This window comes from Paenibacillus agri (assembly GCF_013359945.1).
GTDB classification, from domain to species: domain Bacteria; phylum Bacillota; class Bacilli; order Paenibacillales; family Paenibacillaceae; genus Paenibacillus_AQ; species Paenibacillus_AQ agri.
Map to the genome: position 1 here is coordinate 140,898 of NZ_JABWCS010000218.1, position 17,175 is coordinate 158,072.

At 49.6% G+C, this 17,175-nt stretch carries 15 protein-coding genes; all 15 read right to left on the reverse strand.

The features are described 5' to 3' along the window. Positions 1 to 143: 143 nt before the first annotated feature. The 15 genes from HPT30_RS23010 to HPT30_RS23080 all read right to left on the reverse strand — a co-directional run bounded on the left by HPT30_RS23010 (position 144) and on the right by HPT30_RS23080 (position 17,142). On the reverse strand, positions 144 to 872 hold the full coding sequence (locus HPT30_RS23010; protein WP_175373652.1) for a hypothetical protein: 729 nt from the start codon (positions 870 to 872) through the stop codon (positions 144 to 146). Beyond that, positions 869 to 1,978, reverse strand: a complete 1,110-nt coding sequence (locus HPT30_RS23015; RefSeq protein WP_175373804.1) for a hypothetical protein — start codon at positions 1,976 to 1,978, stop codon at positions 869 to 871. Before HPT30_RS23015 ends, HPT30_RS23010 begins: the two co-directional genes overlap by 4 nt. An 8-nt stretch (positions 1,979 to 1,986) precedes the next feature. Next, positions 1,987 to 2,478, reverse strand: coding sequence for a hypothetical protein (locus HPT30_RS23020; protein ID WP_175373653.1), 492 nt, complete (start codon positions 2,476 to 2,478; stop codon positions 1,987 to 1,989). Then, positions 2,475 to 3,023: an RNA polymerase sigma factor gene (locus tag HPT30_RS23025; RefSeq protein ID WP_175373805.1), complete on the reverse strand. Its 549-nt coding sequence runs from the start codon at positions 3,021 to 3,023 to the stop codon at positions 2,475 to 2,477. Before HPT30_RS23025 ends, HPT30_RS23020 begins: the two co-directional genes overlap by 4 nt. Before the next feature lie 205 nt (positions 3,024 to 3,228). Then, complete coding sequence (locus tag HPT30_RS23030; RefSeq protein WP_175373654.1) at positions 3,229 to 3,975, reverse strand: DnaD domain-containing protein; 747 nt, start codon at positions 3,973 to 3,975, stop codon at positions 3,229 to 3,231. A gap of 111 nt (positions 3,976 to 4,086) precedes the next feature. Next, a complete protein-coding gene (gene asnS / locus HPT30_RS23035; protein WP_175373655.1) occupies positions 4,087 to 5,382 on the reverse strand; it encodes an asparagine--tRNA ligase in 1,296 nt (431 codons plus the stop codon). A gap of 21 nt (positions 5,383 to 5,403) precedes the next feature. Next, positions 5,404 to 6,612 carry an acetate/propionate family kinase gene (locus HPT30_RS23040; protein ID WP_175373656.1) on the reverse strand — a complete coding sequence of 403 codons (1,209 nt, stop codon included), beginning with the start codon at positions 6,610 to 6,612 and terminating at the stop codon, positions 5,404 to 5,406. Further along, positions 6,609 to 7,481, reverse strand: a complete 873-nt coding sequence (locus tag HPT30_RS23045; protein ID WP_066363139.1) for a 3-hydroxyacyl-CoA dehydrogenase family protein — start codon at positions 7,479 to 7,481, stop codon at positions 6,609 to 6,611. The genes HPT30_RS23040 and HPT30_RS23045 overlap by 4 nt, the downstream gene beginning before the upstream one ends. Before the next feature lie 133 nt (positions 7,482 to 7,614). Then, positions 7,615 to 9,117 (reverse strand): AAA family ATPase, encoded by a 1,503-nt coding sequence (locus tag HPT30_RS23050; RefSeq protein ID WP_175373657.1) that lies wholly within the window; start codon positions 9,115 to 9,117, stop codon positions 7,615 to 7,617. Beyond that, entirely contained in the window at positions 9,110 to 9,652 is a 543-nt protein-coding gene (locus HPT30_RS23055) for a hypothetical protein (protein ID WP_175373658.1), read from the reverse strand. Before HPT30_RS23055 ends, HPT30_RS23050 begins: the two co-directional genes overlap by 8 nt. 1,292 nt (positions 9,653 to 10,944) lie before the next feature. Continuing rightward, complete coding sequence (locus tag HPT30_RS23060) at positions 10,945 to 11,463, reverse strand: cell wall elongation regulator TseB-like domain-containing protein (protein WP_175373659.1); 519 nt, start codon at positions 11,461 to 11,463, stop codon at positions 10,945 to 10,947. A gap of 54 nt (positions 11,464 to 11,517) precedes the next feature. After that, complete coding sequence (locus HPT30_RS23065) at positions 11,518 to 12,819, reverse strand: amidohydrolase (RefSeq protein ID WP_175373660.1); 1,302 nt, start codon at positions 12,817 to 12,819, stop codon at positions 11,518 to 11,520. Then, positions 12,806 to 13,459, reverse strand: coding sequence for a redox-sensing transcriptional repressor Rex (locus HPT30_RS23070; protein WP_175373661.1), 654 nt, complete (start codon positions 13,457 to 13,459; stop codon positions 12,806 to 12,808). The genes HPT30_RS23065 and HPT30_RS23070 overlap by 14 nt, the downstream gene beginning before the upstream one ends. Positions 13,460 to 13,524: 65 nt before the next feature. Beyond that, the gene (locus tag HPT30_RS23075; protein ID WP_175373662.1) at positions 13,525 to 16,383 is read right to left on the reverse strand and encodes an ATP-dependent DNA helicase DinG, 3'-5' exoribonuclease type; all 2,859 of its coding nucleotides are present in this window, start codon (positions 16,381 to 16,383) and stop codon (positions 13,525 to 13,527) included. Between the two features lie 117 nt (positions 16,384 to 16,500). Continuing rightward, positions 16,501 to 17,142, reverse strand: coding sequence for a tetratricopeptide repeat protein (locus tag HPT30_RS23080; RefSeq protein ID WP_175373663.1), 642 nt, complete (start codon positions 17,140 to 17,142; stop codon positions 16,501 to 16,503). Positions 17,143 to 17,175 lie beyond the last annotated feature (33 nt).

The window sequence follows — 17,175 nt, forward strand, 5'->3', positions numbered from 1 at the left end:
TGTGGTTTATTAATTTCCAGGCAAAATTCAAACAGCGCGCACCCATTGAATCTCGGCACGCGCTGCATAGTTTTTTCATCTGTCTACTTAATAGGGGGATGACCACCTGGAGGACTTACTGGCTTTTTATGAACACTGTATAATTAAAGCTCGTTGCCATAGTTATCCCGCACGACTACCTGGACACCGGCCGGATGCGCCACGGTTACATTCAACCCATTCTGATGCCGGTTGAAGAACGAACCACCCTTAGTCGTCCCAGCCATAATATACACAGTGTCTCCCACATGCTTGGTTAACAGTAGACTGCTCTCCTGTTCCTTCTGAAGTCGCCCCTGGTCCGACAAATAGGTACCAAACACGTTCAATGCTGATCCACCGGTCTGGTCAACCTTCACCTTGTGGATCCATTCGGTTTGGACGATGATCTTCGTGACACCCGCGGGAAGCGGGGCGTTGTATGCCGGCAGTTCGTATCGTTCTTCTGACAACGACATCATCTGTTTGATCTCTTGAGTCAAGCCCAAGGAACTGATCGCAGCAAAAAGGAGGCAGCAGATCGCGAGAAACCCTACGAACAGGACGCTCATCACATCGTAATACACCTTCCCTTTTCCCCGAAACCATAGTGTATAAATCACAATTTCCAAACCCAGCAAGATAAATATTACCGGCCACCAGGCCAGGGTCATCGCAAAGACCTCTGCGCCATTCCATTGGGAAGCCATGATAAGACCGCCCAGGAACAGCAGGCTTAGTCCCATCGACAAGGTGCCGACACGCCAGCTGCGACCTTTAGCTGCCTTGGTATGAACGGCTGGGGCTGCCTCGGGAAGGTTCGGTGTAGGGCTTAAATTCATATCCATGCTCATAGCGATTCCCCCGTTCCCTTGTTTTGTACTCTCTTTTTATTTCCCAGCAGCAGCTTGATGCCCCCGCCGATCAGCACCAGAGACACAAGCACTGTTTTAAAATAAGCATTAAGCCGGTGTTCCAGTCGCCACTGCGGAAAGAGTCCATCAACGGCGGGAATCGCCACATCCGCAACAATATAATACAACCCCATACAGAGCAGCACCGCTCCGAGCCAGCCCTGATGGTTCATGAAACCTGCAATGACCGGACGGTCTTCCAGATCCTCTCTGCCATAACGGCTAATATGCTGCAGAGCATCGAACAGGCTGTAGAACCAGATGACCGGGATCAGGAAGAATAACAGCGTTAGACGGAGCAGGTCCATAACATAGATGCTGCCAAGGAACAGAAGCATCAGCTGAAGCCCTCTTTTCTGCAGACCCAAATACATTTGTCCTGCCCCGGGAAACGCAGCCAGAAGTGTCGCCAGCACCTTACTGCGGCGTCCATCCTCACGACCTGCCTCCAAATCCTCGAAAAGCGTCCGGTCGTACAGGAGTTCTCCTGCCTGCTTACGGTGGATATGCTGAACAGCATCGAACATGCAGTACAGCCAAATAACCGGCAATACACCGAACAGCAGCAGAAACGCATCACTGGATGTTATTCCGGCCAAGAATAGCAGAATCGTCATAAAGCCGAAAAAGGAAATTAAGAACGACAGCCCCCGCTGCATCAGGCCCATATGAAAATGTCCCAGTCCCGGAATAAAGGACAGCAGTATGACATGAAAACGTTCATTGTCTCTACTCTTTACCGGCGTGTAAGGTACCCCCTCTATCTCTTCTAGCGGAAGCGCAACCGGCGGGGTTGGCGCTTTTAACATTTGAATCAGCAGATGGACCATACTTAGGAACCACATCACGATAAAGCCAACAAGCCCGAGCAAGGCAAGTTCATCTTCTCCTCTCGCCATTGCCAGCAATATGGACAGAAATAACCCGCCAAAGCTGACCAGGAAATAGACGATGCCCGAGGTGCGTTTTCCCATATAATAATGACCTGCCCCGGGTAAAATATTGATAAATAAAGCTTTTAGTTTACTTTGCTGCTGCAATGTTATCTCTCCTCTCACTTGCGGTTACTGTTCATCAACTGATCCAGCCAGCCGCTGGTCGCTTCCATCATTTGTTCGCTGTATGACGGATGCTTGCCCTCCGGAACGAACACCCCTATCTCCCCCGAAAACAGCCGGTCGAATACGCCGGAGGATAGAAAGATCAGCGTTAGTGAAGCTGCGATTACATAATGGACAATCGCTTGCTCATACCAGCGACTTCGCCGCTGACCCTCTTTGGCTGGCCGGATCTCCTTACTGGGATGGATTGCGTGCTTCTTCACTGTAGATAAGCTTCCCATCACATTTTCTGTAAACTGCTTCTGATTTTCCAGCGGCGGAAATTGCCCTTGAAGCTCCTCCAGCGACTCCAGATAGGAGAGAAGCGCATCGTCATCCTCCAGCAGCCGTTGCTCCCAGATATCCCGTTCTTCCGGGCTTCCTTCACCTGCAAGATACTGTCGTGCACGGGCATCATCCTGCTTTAATTCTCCGTCTTGCCTCATAGCCAATCGTCCTCCTTCCAATGTTTTCGGATCCACTGCCGGGCCCGGTAGAGCCGGGATTCCACTGTCTTCAATGTAATGCCCTTCTGGGTTGCTATCTGTTCATAATTTTGCTGTTCGATATAATAGGCGACGATCACCTCACGATGCATCTCCGGCAGCATCTGCACTTCATCCCACAGACGTTCTCTGCGTTCGCGCCGGACAACACCAACCAGGATATCCTCATCACCCGAGCAGATCTGACGGAGCGTCAATTCGCAGTCAACAGGCTGCTCCCGCTGGCGATCCCTTTTACGCTTGGAGTCAATCGCCTTATGTAAGGCAATACGTGAAATCCATGTTACTAATCCTTGAAAACGATAGTCGGGGAGAGATTTGTAAATTTGCAGAAAGGCTTCCTGGGCCGCGTCCTCGGCGCCTCTGGCTTCGCGCAACACCGAGTAGGTGATCTTGTACACTTGCCCGGCATATCTGTCCACGAACTTTCGGAAAGCATCCTCGTCTCCCTGGCAAATTCTCTTGATTAATAGTTCATCCTCAATGGCTCTCCCCTCCTTCCCACAGTAATAGACGCAGCATCTATCACTTACCCCTGCTTTAAGCGTAAACTTTTTTCAGAGAGGAAAATAGAGGGAATATAGCAATTATTAGTATCCAATATGAAAAAAACCGTATCGCCCGGCGGAAGCCAGCGCAATACGGTTCAATTTCTCTCAATCCAGAAGAATCAATCTCCTATGGAAGAATCTATCTGCCCCCATTACGGAATTTCTTCAAATAGGTTTTGACATCCTGAGCATTCTTGAGGCGGTTGCGGGACCACTCCAGTAGAATACGATCGATGTACCGGAAATGCAGCTTCCCGGCAAAGACCGCTTCCTTCAAAGCGAGCAGAATTAGTTCCTCCAGGTATTGGTCTTGATCGACCCAGCCCGAGATCGTCTCACACTCCATTGGGGAGAGCGGACGCCCGAATTCTTTTTCAAATACACTGAACAAGCTTCGGCTTTCTTCCTCTCCTTTGCTCTGGAGAGATGCAGGATTCCAGCCTGATCCACCGTTCGACAAGACATCCGCAGAGGAACGCTGCGATGTCAGTAGCTCCTGTGTCTGACCAGCCTGCTGGGCGACTTCAGCCAGATAGGCTCCTAACTTGCTGTATAGTCCAGAGAAGTTATAGCGTTCGTAATGGATACCCCGCAGCTCGTCATTATCCTCATCGATGCCGATAAATCCATCCTTCATCAGCTTCTGGAGCTCGCCTGCGATTACGGGCATGCTTCGTCCGGTTACCCCCTGCAGATCCTCGAGGGTCGGGAACTCCATCCCCTCCACCTGTCTGAACGCTAGCAGATGAATCAGCAGCATTGCCTCACTACCCGCCAAGCCGAGCTTGCGGTAATGCTTGAGCAACGCGTAAGGAATGATAGCCATTCCGCTCTCCAGGCCGAAGGAGACGCCTTCTCCCCAGGCATTCCATCCTTTGCCGTCCATGTACGCCCCCCTTTGTTAAAAAATAACCTATCATAAAATCCATCTTACTTGTAATTCTATAAGAAACTGCGCCTCCTTGTGAAAGGACGGCGCAGTTGTTATTGCCGAATATTATGGGTATAGACGGTAGAGTGTACGAGGGAACGGAATCGTTTCACGTACGTGGTCAAGCCCGCAAATCCAGGCTACTGTGCGCTCCAGGCCAAGACCGAAGCCGGAGTGTGGTACAGTACCGTAGGTACGCAGGTCCATGTACCATTTGTAAGTGTCCAGCGACAGATTGTGTTCCTTGAAGCGTGCTTCCAAGAGCGCCGGATCGTCAATCCGTTGAGAGCCGCCGATAATCTCGCCATAGCCTTCAGGCGCGATCATATCCGCACACAGCACCACTTCTGGACGGTTCGGATCTGGCTTCATATAAAATGCCTTAAAGGATGCCGGGTAATGGGTAATGAATACCGGTTTGTCATACGCTTCAGCGATCGCTGTTTCGTGCGGTGCACCGAAGTCTTCGCCCCACGCAATCTCGTGTCCATTCTCGTTCAGGAACTTGATAGCATCGTCGTAAGTAATCCGTGGGAACGGCGCCTGAATGGCTTCCAGCTTGGAAATATCGCGGCCTACCGCTTCCAGCTCGGTACGGCAGTTCTTAACGACAGATTGCACCACGTGAGAAACGAACTGCTCTTGTACCTTCAAGCTCTCTTCATGATCGGTGAAGGCCATTTCCGGCTCGATCATCCAGAACTCTATCAAGTGGCGGCGTGTCTTGGACTTTTCCGCACGGAAGGTTGGACCGAAGGAGTATACACGGCCCAGCGCCATTGCAGCTGCTTCCATGTATAGCTGACCGCTCTGTGTCAGATAAGCATCCTCGTCAAAATATTTAGTGTGGAACAGGTTGGTCGTTCCTTCTGCCGAGGTTGGCGTCAGAATCGGCGGATCGACCAAAGTAAAGCCGCTCGTGTCAAAGAACTCTTGAATCGCACGGATGATCTCCGCACGGATGACCAGAACCGCACGCTGCTTGGATGAACGCAGCCAGAGGTGACGGTGATCCATCAGGAAGTCCACGCCGTGCTCCTTCGGAGTAATTGGGTAATTCTCAGTGATGTGCAGCACTTCAATGCCGGTAACTGTCATCTCGAAGCCGGATTGGCTGCGCGGTTCTTCACGAATAATACCGGTCACGTACAGGGAGCTTTCTTGTGTCAGGCTCTTCGCGGCATCCCATACCTCTTCAGGTACTTCCGATTTCACGACAACACCCTGGATATAACCTGTACCATCCCGCAGCTGCAGGAACTGGATTTTACCGCTGGAGCGCTTGTTGTTAACCCAACAGCCGATTACAACACTTTCTCCAACATGCTCGTTCACTTTCTTGATTACACTTTTGTTAGCCATGCCTACACTCTCTCCTCTAATTTAGCCGTTAATTCCTTGCACAATACGGTGTGTATCGCGTGCGATGACAAGCTCTTCGTTTGTCGGCACTACGAGCACCTGTACCTTGGAATCAGCCGTCGAGATGCGGCGCGGATCGCCGGAGCGGACTTTATTGGCTTCAGCATCCAGTTCAATTCCAAGGAACGTCAAGTTATTCAGCACTCTTTCGCGCAGCAACGAAGCGTTCTCGCCGACACCGGCTGTGAACACAATCGCGTCGACACCGTTCATAGCAGCTGCGTAAGAACCGATGTATTTGCGCAGACGGTATTCGTACATTTCAAAAGCAAGCGTAGAGTTAGGCTCACCTTTCTCCGCACCGTCAATAATATCGCGCATATCGCTGCTGACGCCCGAAATTGCAAGCAATCCACTGTGCTTGTTAAGCATCGAATTCACTTCGCCTACGGACAACTCTTCCTTGTTCATTACATATGGAACAACAGCGGGGTCAAGATCACCGCTGCGCGTACCCATCATCAGACCTTCCAGCGGAGTCATCCCCATGGAAGTATCAACAGACACACCGCCTTGAACCGCGGTTACGCTCGCACCGTTACCGATGTGGCAAGTGATAATTTTGAGGTCCTCAAGCGGACGATCCAAATACTCGGCAGCAGCTTTGCTCACGAAATCATGGGATGTACCGTGGGCACCGTAACGGCGAACCTTGTATTTGTTATACAACACTCTTGGAATAGCATACATATAGGCCTTCTCAGGCATCGTTTGATGGAACGCAGTATCGAAGACAACAACCTGTGGCACGCCCGGCATATTGGTCTCGGAAGCGGAAATCCCCATCATTGCAGCAGGGTTATGCAGTGGTGCCAGGTCGAACAACTGACGAATTTTCGTCTTAGCATCAGCATCTACCAGCGCGGAAGCTTTGAAGTATTCGCCTCCGTGTACCACACGGTGTCCAACAGCATTGATTTCTTTAATGGACTCGATTACGCCGTGTTCCTTGTCAGTAAGGATGGCAAGGACTTTACGAATCGCTGTGTTATGTTCCAAAATTTCGCTGACTTCTGTCACTTCCTGCTTGCCAGTCGGCTTGTGATTCAGAATGGAGGAATCCATCCCGATCCGTTCTACCAGACCTTTTGCCAAAACAGATTCATCAGTCATGTTGTACAGTTGGTATTTCAGAGAAGAACTCCCCGAGTTAATTACTAGAATATTCATATACGGTCACCATCCTTGTCGTACTTGAAGAAGCCTTCGCCCGATTTCATGCCCAGTTGTCCCGCACGCACCATCTTTTTCAAAATGGTCGATGGACGGTATTTCAGTTCGCCGTATTCGCGGAACATCCGCTCGAGCGCAGCCTGTACCGAATCCAGGCCAAACCGGTCAGCCATTTCCAGTGGTCCATATTGGAACTGGTAGCCAATCCGCATAGCATCGTCAATATCCTGAGGAGAAGCAACACCTTCTTGCAATACGTGCATAGCTTCGTTGATGAGCAAACAAATGAGGCGTGAAGTTACAAATCCCGGGGATTCATAAATCATTACGCCCTTCTTCTCTACAACCTCGTCTACAAAAGCTTTTGTATCTTCGAATGTTTTGTCCGATGTTTTCAGACCGCGTACAATTTCGACCAGATCCACTTTCGCTACAGGGTATATAAAATGCATGCCAATGACGCGTTCCGGGTACATTGTTGAGCTGGCAAGTTCAGTCAAGCTGAGTGTGGAAGTATTGCTCGCCAGGATAATGTGGCTCGGACACACTTGGTCAAGCTGGTGAAATACTTTTTGTTTGGCTTCCAGATCTTCAATGATTGTCTCAATAACCATATCACAGGAACTGAGCTCTGCAAAATGGGTCACTTTTTGGATACGGCCGAGAATCAGCTTCTTCTCTGCCTGGGTGATGGCCCATTTCTCCAGTTGTTTGTCGAGACTGGTTTCGATCATATCATAGGAATAATCCAGTCTTTCTTCTGTTTTCTCCACCAGCATTACATCCAAACCCTTGGCAGCGAGCATTTCTGCGATGCCTTGTCCCATCGTACCGCCGCCGATGACACCGATTTTCTTAAAATTCATAAAAAAGTCTCCATCCTTTCAGGTATCTATACCTTAGTATTGTACCTTGTCTGTCGTAAAGATTTAAATAGCCCGACATATAATGATATCTTAGCATGCCTGAAAAGTAAAAAAAAATAACCGGCATAAATAATTATGCCGGTAAAAGGACGCTGTCACGAAATTGACAACGAAATTGCTCTCCAGAAAGGACTTCTTCTTTCATTAAAATGTCAAGAGAGTAATCAAATACATTCCGCTGATTCTCCAGCATTTCACGCGTCCGAAGCATAAGCTCGTCCAGTATTTTACTGTTTTCCTTCATTAGCTCTTCTGTGGTAACCATATCCAGATTGGCAATCCCCAGAGAGGTAAGTCCAGACTTCATCATCGTTTCGACAATATTCAACGCCTGGTCGAAGTCTCCCCTCGAACCGGTACTGCGTCCGCCATAGAAGATCTCCTCAGAAGCGGCTCCGCCTAGTGCGATCATAATCTGATCCTCCAGATAGTCCTTCGTATACAGATACTGCTCCTCTTGCGGATTATGCCGCACATAACCGAGTGCCTGCCCCCGTGGGGTAAGGGTAACCTGGCTGACACTGCCCGGGCGCAGCAGTTCGGCCATGATCGCATGTCCCAGCTCATGAATAGCGACGCGTTTCTTCTCTTCGAGATTAGTCTCGCGGTCTGTCTTCTCGCCCATCATCACCTTGTCGATGGCCATGGACAAATGACGATGCTCCACTTCTGTCAGATTCTCACGCATCATGTAGATGGCCGCTTCGTTCATCACACTTTCGAGTTGGGCACCAGAGAACCCATAAGCTTCCTCGGCGATTTTATCGAGACTCACTTCAGCGCTCAGCGGCTTGTTCTTCGCATGTAGAGCCAGAATCGATCTGCGGCCCTTGATATCGGGCATATCCACCTGGATATGACGGTCGAACCGGCCTGGCCGCAGCAGCGCCGAATCCAGCATTTCCTTGCGGTTTGTAGCAGCCACCAGGAGAATGCGCGGAGTCTCATTGTTATAGATACCGTCCATTTCCGTGAGCAACTGATTCAGTGTCTGGTCATATTCACGCTGCTGTCCGCCTTCACGCTTACCGCCAATAACGTCAATTTCGTCGATAAAAATAATCGCGCTCTGTTTGTTCTCCTTCACAGCCCGGGCACGGGCGTCGCGGAACAAATCACGGATACGCCCTGCGCCTACCCCGACATACATTTCAACAAACTCACTGCCGGAGGCGGCAACGAATACTGAATTTGTATAGTGTGCAGCTGCTTTAGCCATCAATGTCTTCCCGGTTCCCGGAGGACCAGTGAGCAGGATGCCCTTAAGCGGGCGAATCCCGAACTTGCTGATCTCTTCATGACGAATCAGAAAATCCAGCGCTTCACGGAGTTCCTGCTTAGCATTATCCTGGCCGCCGATTTCTTCAAAAGTCAGCTTGGACGGCCCTTCCTTCTTGCGCTTCTTCTCCGCTCCGGCACCAACAGCGATCCCGCCACGCATATGTGCTATCAGCAGCAGCGCACCGATCATGCCAGCCGCAATGATGACCGGAAAAATATTAATGCCAACAAACACCATGAAAATCAACACGACAGGAATAAATCCCACCAGTACTTCTTTAGTCCATTTAGGCATTGTTCCAAACCCCCATCTTGGCCGGCTTGCGCGGCAGAATAATGAATTTGCTATCTTTGCCGCTGCTCAGGCTTACATAGACATTGCTATCGTCAATCTCTGTCGTTGCAACAACACCCTTGTATTCCGTATGACTCTCCTTCAATCCGTCAAGCGTTGACGGAATCAATGTATATTTACCGCTCTCCATGGCTTCTGCCACTGAGAACATTGCTTTATTCCAATAATCATCCAGCATTTCGCTGGAGTGCTGATCGACATCAAGCTTTAATGTGCGGCCGTTAATCGCCGATTTGCCTTCGGTCGAAACATATTGAACCAGTTCACGCATCTTCGTGCCCGGCTTAAGATCGAGTTTCAAAGTCACCTGATCACGGTTAATAGTAATCTGAGACCTGTTGACACCTTCATAGCCAGCCACAATCTTTTGGAGCGGTTCCTGAATCACGAATTCACGATAGAGAAACCATCCACCAAATAACAAGGCAGCCGTCAACAGTGACGTTAGCAGTACAGGTACAAGACGCAGTTTCAAGAAACGTCCTCCTCTCGATGATTACAACAAGTATATGAATACGTCCCGGTATGCGATGATCCCTATGATCAGGGATTCAATTCGGCATGCCCTCTTGAATACAAATAGTAGTATATCACAGGTGTATATACGAAAACGAAAAAAAGTGTGAATATATTTAAAATTTTTGATTCTAATTTTTACAGATTTATCTAACCTTTTATATTATTTATCGACAAAGCTCGCCACAGAACTTAGTTCTGCGGTTTATTTTGATAAAATTATCTATCCGCGGATCTGATATCTGCATCTATACGAATCAATGATGATATACTATTAGATATAAATAAATCAACATATTTGATATATGATGATCAATACGAAATTATATATTTGACGAACAAAAGAAAGTAAGAAAAGAAATTAGTAAGAGAATTTAACAAAAGAAATAACAAAAACTAAGAGGAGTAAAAGGCAAATTTGGAGCTGTAGGAGTATCTGTAAGAGTAACTGTAAGAGTATTTGTAAAAGTATCTGTAGGAGCGGAGCGTTCGCCTGAAAGTTTACATAAGAATGGTTCCGTAGGAAAGGTTTCGTAGGAAAGGTTTCGTAGAAAAGGTTCCGTAGGAAAGGTTTACATGGGAATGGTTCCGCGGGATGGTTCCGTAGGAACGGTTCTATGGATATATTTACAAATGTAACCTTCCAGCCAGAATTTCACTTTTTCCACAATATGCAATAAATTGTCATTAGCCTCATCGGTTCTCATCGGTTCTCATCGGCTGTCACCTGATTTCCACCGCTAGAAGTCGTTATATTCCCCTTCAGCAGTCGTCTTAACAGCCAGAAAAATAGCCCGCATCTCTAACTAACAGCATTTTTGTACCTTATTTTTCTTGAATATAAGCAAATGAGGAAAATAAGGGCATTATTGTATCTTATTTTTCGAAAAAGCACGCTGTACGAGTATTCTGGAAGATTTAAGGTACAATATTGCACTTAATTCCCAAAAAACCTAAACTGCAGAGAATTTAAGGTACAAAAATGCCGCTAATTCACTACGGGGATTCTTATTATAGACTCTCTTTTGCCCTGGCTTTGTTTGTTATTTTAATACGTTCCAAATAGATCAATGAATTCTCGTAAAAAATCCCGTTAAGCAATCTCGTTAATTAAAATTTTCAGACAGCATATTCAAATTCCAATCTGAACGCAAACAAGCGAACCGCCCCCGGTTCGCTTGTTGTTTTTTCTTAAATCCCCTTAACTTCCCCTTACTTTCTCCCGCAAGGAGAGCCCAATGAGGTTCAGTCTCAGCGCTTCGGCAAACTGAAACGCCCACCGATAGGAGTTCCGTCAGAAAAGCGGTAAAACTGATAATAATAACGATCTGCCTGCTCATAAAAAAGCTGCCAGGCATATTCCCCGTTATACACACCAGGGAGCAGCCTTTGAATCTTAATATCCGGAAGCTGTGCGCTGATGATGGACCTGATTTTAGCCTCCGATGTGCCCTTGCTCAGTTCTTCGCTGAATACCACATTATCACCTTCGGCAACTTTACCGTCTGTTGTAAAGCGAACCCAGACCATGAGCTCGGTACCCGCCTCATTTTTCCCTGTCAGCACCCAATACACCGAGTTTTCATCCCAGACCGATTTCTGGGCCTTCTCCATTAGAGTCAAGCCCGCACGGCTCTTGGCAACTTCCTTGGCTGCATCCCGTTCTTTCCATTGGTCTTTCATGATAAAGGCGTAGAACTGAATTATGCCGAGCAGCAAGAGCAGAAACACTGCCACTCCTATCAGGATCCATTTTTTCCTCTTTTTCAAGTTACAGCTTCCTTTCTACTTGTTCCGCGGCGGTGGTGCCTGTTCCTCGCCTGTCTACCGCTTCAACAGACCTTCAAAAGTTTCCTGTGCCTTGCGTCGGATAGCCTCTTCATCCAACGTTAGGCACTCCCCGTTCTTCACAATCTGCTTTCCGTTCACCCAGACATGGAGCACGTCTTTAGCACTGGCTGAATATACCGCATGTGAGAGCAGATCCGTATGCGGCAGGAGGTGCGGCTGGTCGATATCAATGGCAATAAAATCGGCCTTCATGCCGGGAGCAAGTTGGCCCACACCATCGAGGAAAAGTGACTTCGCACCGTACTCCGTAGCCATTCGCATGGCTAGTGCAGCCGGAATAGCGGTCGGGTCACCGCTGAAGCCCTTATGGATAAGCGCTGCCAGACGCATCTCTTCAAACAGGTCCAGATTGTTGTTACTGGCTGCACTGTCCGTACCGAGCGATACGGTGACACCTGCATTCAGCAGGTCGATAACCCGGGCAATGCCGCTAGCGAGCTTCAGGTTGCTCCCAGGGTTGTGTGAGACCCCGACATGGTGACGGGCCAGAATCCCGATCTCCTCGTCATTCAAATGCACACCATGCGCGACTAGAGATGGTCGTGTAAACATACCTAGCCTCTCCAAGTGTTCGACAGGGCGCACTCCATATTCCTCTACGTTCTGCTCCACTTCCCGCTTCGTCTCCGACATATGCGTATGCAACGGCAGATCCAGGTCATGGGCCGCCTGTACGAACTTGACGAACAACTCCGGCGGACAAGTATAAGGAGAATGCGGGGACAGCATCGTTGTAATTCTGCCGTCTGCCTTGCCATGCCAGTCGCGAGCGAACCGGACCGCATCAGCCAGCTTAACATCCTGTACCTCCGGCGGACATAGACCGATAACGCCGCGTGTCAGAACCCCGCGCATGCCGGACTGCTCCGTAATCTCAGCTACCCGGTCCATTTTGTCATACATGTCCAAAAAGGTCGTCGTGCCGCCCTTCATCATTTCAAGTATGGATAACGAGCTTCCCCAGTAGATATCATCCGGGGTAAACTTGCCCTCCATCGGCCACATTTTCTCCTGCATCCAGACCTGAAGAGTCCGGTCATCACCATAGCCGCGCAGCAGAGACATCGCCGCATGACCATGAGTATTCACCAGACCTGGCATGAAAAGCAGCCGACTGCCATCAATCACTTGCAACTCTTCTTCAAGGAACGGCTCTTCTTCGCCTATGTATGTGATGAGATCATTCTCAATGATCATACAGCCGTTCAATACAGACAGAGGAGTCCCAGGCACAAGAAACTTCCCGTTACGGATAAGAATTTTACTGTTGCTCATGCCCAAGCTCTTCCTTTCCATCTTGCAAATAATAAGCCAGGCTCTGCAAATCCGTTGTGAAGTCGGCCGCATGAACTCGGATATGACCTGGCGTTTTTAGAATTACAGGTGCAAAGTTCAAAATTGCTTCAATACCGGATTCCACCAGGATATCGGCAACATTCTGCGCTTCAGTATCCGGTACAGTAATAATGCCTATACGGATGCCCTGCTCACGGATAGTGCTGCCCAGGTCCTTCATGGGTTGTACAATGAGTGAGTTGATTTTTTGGCCTACCTTTGGTTCATAGGAATCAAAAATAGCGGTTATTTTCATCGTGTCCTTCAAGTACGCATTGTAATTGGACAAGGCATGTCCAAGATTACCGGCGCCTACCAGAGCTACGTTAATTTGCTGATCCAGTTTCAGGATATGACGGATCTTCTCAATAAGATAAGATACATCATAACCGATGCCTTTACGGCCGAAGTCGCCAAAATAAGCCAGATCCTTACGGATCTGGGCGGGGTTAAGATCCAGCTTCTGACCAAGTTCTTGAGAAGAAACTGTCGAGATTTCACGTTTTTGGAGATCGTTAAGGAATCGCAGGTATACAGGAAGTCTGCGTACCACCGCCTCCGAGATTTTATCCGATTTCATGTTTTCTCCTCCTAGATTAATCCAATTGTTGAAAATAACGCATTACACGCGGAATGAAAGGGGCATTATTTGCCCCCTTCCTCCAGCCATTCTGCAATTCGGGGAACCATCTGCTCAGTCTTCATATGCTCCATCTTGGGACCGGGCAGCGAATACAGAAAATATTTACCGTAATAGGATTCAATCACCCTGGTATCATAAACAATAACGATCCCCCGGTCTTGTGCCGTCCGAACGAGACGACCGAAGCCCTGCTTGAAGCGGATGACCGCCTGCGGCACGGAGAGCTTCATGAACGGGTTCTTCTTCTGTGCCTGTAGCAGCTCAGCCTTAGCCTCCGCGAGCGGATGATTCGGCGGCTGAAACGGCAGTCTGACGATCGCCAGGCAGGTTAGGGCATCGCCTGGAATGTCTACGCCTTCCCAGAAGCTGCTTGTGCCAAGCAGCACAGAAGCGTTGCTGTCCTGGAAACGGCGGATCAGCTTACTGCGGCTTCCACCTTCGACTCCCTGACCCAGTACACTGATATCCTGTGAAGCCAGAGCTTCCTTCAGGGGATCATAGACCTGGCGCAGCATACGGTAAGAAGTGAACAGCACAAGCATCCGTCCGCGCGTGATTACCGCAGCCTCCGCCAGTGACTGCACCAGCGTGTCCACAAAGCGGGCATCGCCTATGCTGCCCTTAACGCTCGGGAAGTCGCGTGGAATGACCAATAGGGCCTGTTCACGGTACTTGAACGGAGAAGGCAGCAGCGAGGTCATCAGACGCCCCTGCTCCGCTGCCTCGCCGAGCCCCAGATTGTCAATCATGAACTGGAATGATTTATCGACCGACAATGTGGCCGAGGTCAGAACGATGCTGTTCTTCTTGTCGAAGAACAGCTCCTTGAGCTGGGCACTGACATCGACAGGCACCGCATAGAGCTGCAGGGACTTGCTGCGATAATTAGTGCTGGCTTCCAGCCAATAGACAACATTCACGTCGTTCAGATTCATAAAGAAGCGCACCTGTTCACGAATGGCGCCCAGATCCTTAAAGAGACCGCCGAGATCGGTCACCAGGCTGTCCGCGCTGGACTGACCGTCTTGTTCACGCATCTCGCTTAGCATCTTCTCACCCTTACGGATGACTTCGCTGAGGCTCAGGTGCATTGTATTCTCTAGGGCCGCCAGCTCTTCCCAGTCCTTCGGCTTGCTTCCCGGCTGGAGACGAAGCACAAGCTGTCCCGCTTCCCCTGCGGCCGCATCGCTGCGCTCCGGCAGGAGAGTGTACAGCTTCTCGCTTAATACATCCCAAGTCTCCTTCACCGTAAGCAAGTCCGGATAAAGCCTGTCAATGATGACACTCCATTCGGAAGCCTGCTCGCTACCGGAAGTTTGCAGAATCTGACGCAAGGCCGGAAGCTGTCCGTTACGGCTGTCCTTGTAGAGTCTACCGAGAGTATGTGACACCGTAAAATGCTTCATGTGCATCCCGAGATGCTTCCCCGCTACATCCTCCAGATGATGGGCCTCATCAATAACCAGATGCTCATAAGCTGGCAACAATTGATGTCCGGCCTTCACATCTGCAAACAGCTTGGAATGGTTCGTAATTACCACATCTGCTATACCAGCCTCATGCTTGGCCCGGTGGTAATAGCACTTGCGGAACCAAGGGCAAGCACGGCCCAGGCACGAATCGGTGTCGCTTGCCACCGTCTCCCAGAAATCCCCGCCGCGTCCGCCGAGGTTCAGCTCCTCGTCATCCCCGGATTCACTCTGAGTCAGCCACACGATCATCTGGGCGGCAATGATGGCATCTTCCCTCGGACTCGTAAAGTCCCTTTTATTTATTTTATGTTCAAACTTGCGCAGACACAAATAGTGCCCTCTTCCCTTGAAGATAGCAGCCTTGAACGGAAATGGAACAACTTCGGTCAGCAGCGGAATATCGCGCTCCCGGAGCTGGTCTTGCAGATTAATGGTATGAGTGCTGACCATGACCTTTTGCTCACTGCGAACGCTCTGATAAATTGCCGGAAGCAGATAACCCAGCGACTTGCCGGTTCCCGTCCCTGCCTCAATCAGCAGGTGCTTGTCCTCGGAAAGTGCGGTTATAACCTCGTTAAACATAATATCCTGCGCTTCCCGGCTTTCATAATGAGGTAACTTGTCCTTGAGCCGTTGTCTAATCTCATCCATATAATCAGAGAAAGATAATGAATGCAGTGGATTAGCACCATGCTGATCCCTTGGAGGCTCCAGCTCTGTCCAGTCGCCTACCTTGAGGGCAAGCTGCCGGTAAAATGTTAAATCGCTCTCCGGCTGGAAAGTCTCCATCTCCCGTTCCCGTAGCAGCCCGTCGAAATACCAGCCAAGATCGCTGTCTTCTGCGGCGAATAACTCGCTAAGCCGCTGTATTGTTAGAAGCGGCAGGCTGTATAGCTCCTCCAGACATTGGAGCAGCACAAGCGCGGTAGCCAAAGCATCGCTGTCGGCCTGATGCGGCCGTTCATGCGTAATGCCGAAATGGCTGCTGACGGCACCTAGCTGATAAGTCGTCAGCGAAGGAAAGCAAATTTTCAGAAAATCGATCGTATCCAGAATACGGCCTTGAAACGGCAAATATCCGCATCGATCCAATGCATTTTGTAAAAAATGGAAGTCAAAAGCCACATTATGCCCTACCAGCACGACATCGTCCAGTAAAGGCACTAGCTCCATCATCATCTCATCCAGCTCTGGCGCATCCGCCACGTCGCTGTCGGTTATGCCTGTCAAGCCCGTAATAAAAGGAGGAATCGGCGCTCCGGGCTTGACAAAGGAACCATATACCCGGGAAATGGACCGGTCTTCTTCTATAATGGCAAGACCCACCTGGATGATTTCACCCACCGATTGGGTTCCCGTTGTTTCAAAATCAAGCACGGCAAATTTCATTGTAAGTTCTATTCCCTTTCACTTGAGACTCTTAATCAGCATAACAGAAGTTGCGAAAAAAGGCGATGCACCCCGCTGTCAACAGTGGAGGCATCGCTTCTGTGGCAAGACTGATGGTTATAAAAGCGAGACAAGCTGGCTGCCATACTGGAGTTGTCCCCCACGCTTACGGCACACTTCCAGATTCACAGTCGGTTCCGGCAGGGCCGGATCATGCTGAAGAGACAAATCGAACAACTCCTGCGCTTCAGGAAAGCGCTCCTGAGAAGCGCGGATACAGCCCATAGCATTATAGATCATCGCCTTGAGCTTGCGTTCCCGGGCGAGATTCAGCATATGATTCAGATGAACCCATGCGGCTTCGCCTTCCCCTTCCTGCAGATAAGCCATGGCGAGATACAGTCGAGCGGCGAGGCTGTCCGGGTACTCCTGAACGACGCCCTTAAACTGTTCGATACACTGCGGGTACATCAGCAGCTTATAATAGCCCTGACCTCTGACGAAGGACTCCATAGACAGCTCTGGCGCCTCCTGCTGAGCGGCCGGCTCCAGAGGCTCATCCGGCACTTCCAGGTTGTCACGGAAATGGCTGAGCTTCTCCGCGAAGACCAGCCATTCATCCATGACATGATCGCTGATCCGGTGTAACAAATTGTACTTGCATAAAAGCTCTTCCCGGCGGGCACCCTGCGCTTTAGGATAGTCAGTGACGACCTCCTGTAGCATCTGGTTCATTTCAGCAAATAAATGTTGAAACATGACTTCATCCCACCCTTACTGAAAATGGTATCA

Coding starts and splice junctions, on each gene's coding strand:
- HPT30_RS23020 (WP_175373653.1), bottom strand. CDS start 2,478: ATGAGGCAAGACGGAGAATTAAAGCAGGATGATGCCCGTGCACGACAG.
- HPT30_RS23040 (WP_175373656.1), bottom strand. CDS start 6,612: ATGAATATTCTAGTAATTAACTCGGGGAGTTCTTCTCTGAAATACCAA.
- HPT30_RS23030 (WP_175373654.1), bottom strand. CDS start 3,975: ATGGACGGCAAAGGATGGAATGCCTGGGGAGAAGGCGTCTCCTTCGGC.
- HPT30_RS23070 (WP_175373661.1), bottom strand. CDS start 13,459: ATGAAATCGGATAAAATCTCGGAGGCGGTGGTACGCAGACTTCCTGTA.
- HPT30_RS23010 (WP_175373652.1), bottom strand. CDS start 872: ATGAGCATGGATATGAATTTAAGCCCTACACCGAACCTTCCCGAGGCA.
- HPT30_RS23065 (WP_175373660.1), bottom strand. CDS start 12,819: ATGAGCAACAGTAAAATTCTTATCCGTAACGGGAAGTTTCTTGTGCCT.
- HPT30_RS23075 (WP_175373662.1), bottom strand. CDS start 16,383: ATGAAATTTGCCGTGCTTGATTTTGAAACAACGGGAACCCAATCGGTG.
- HPT30_RS23080 (WP_175373663.1), bottom strand. CDS start 17,142: ATGTTTCAACATTTATTTGCTGAAATGAACCAGATGCTACAGGAGGTC.
- HPT30_RS23045 (WP_066363139.1), bottom strand. CDS start 7,481: ATGAATTTTAAGAAAATCGGTGTCATCGGCGGCGGTACGATGGGACAA.
- asnS (WP_175373655.1), bottom strand. CDS start 5,382: ATGGCTAACAAAAGTGTAATCAAGAAAGTGAACGAGCATGTTGGAGAA.
- HPT30_RS23050 (WP_175373657.1), bottom strand. CDS start 9,117: ATGCCTAAATGGACTAAAGAAGTACTGGTGGGATTTATTCCTGTCGTG.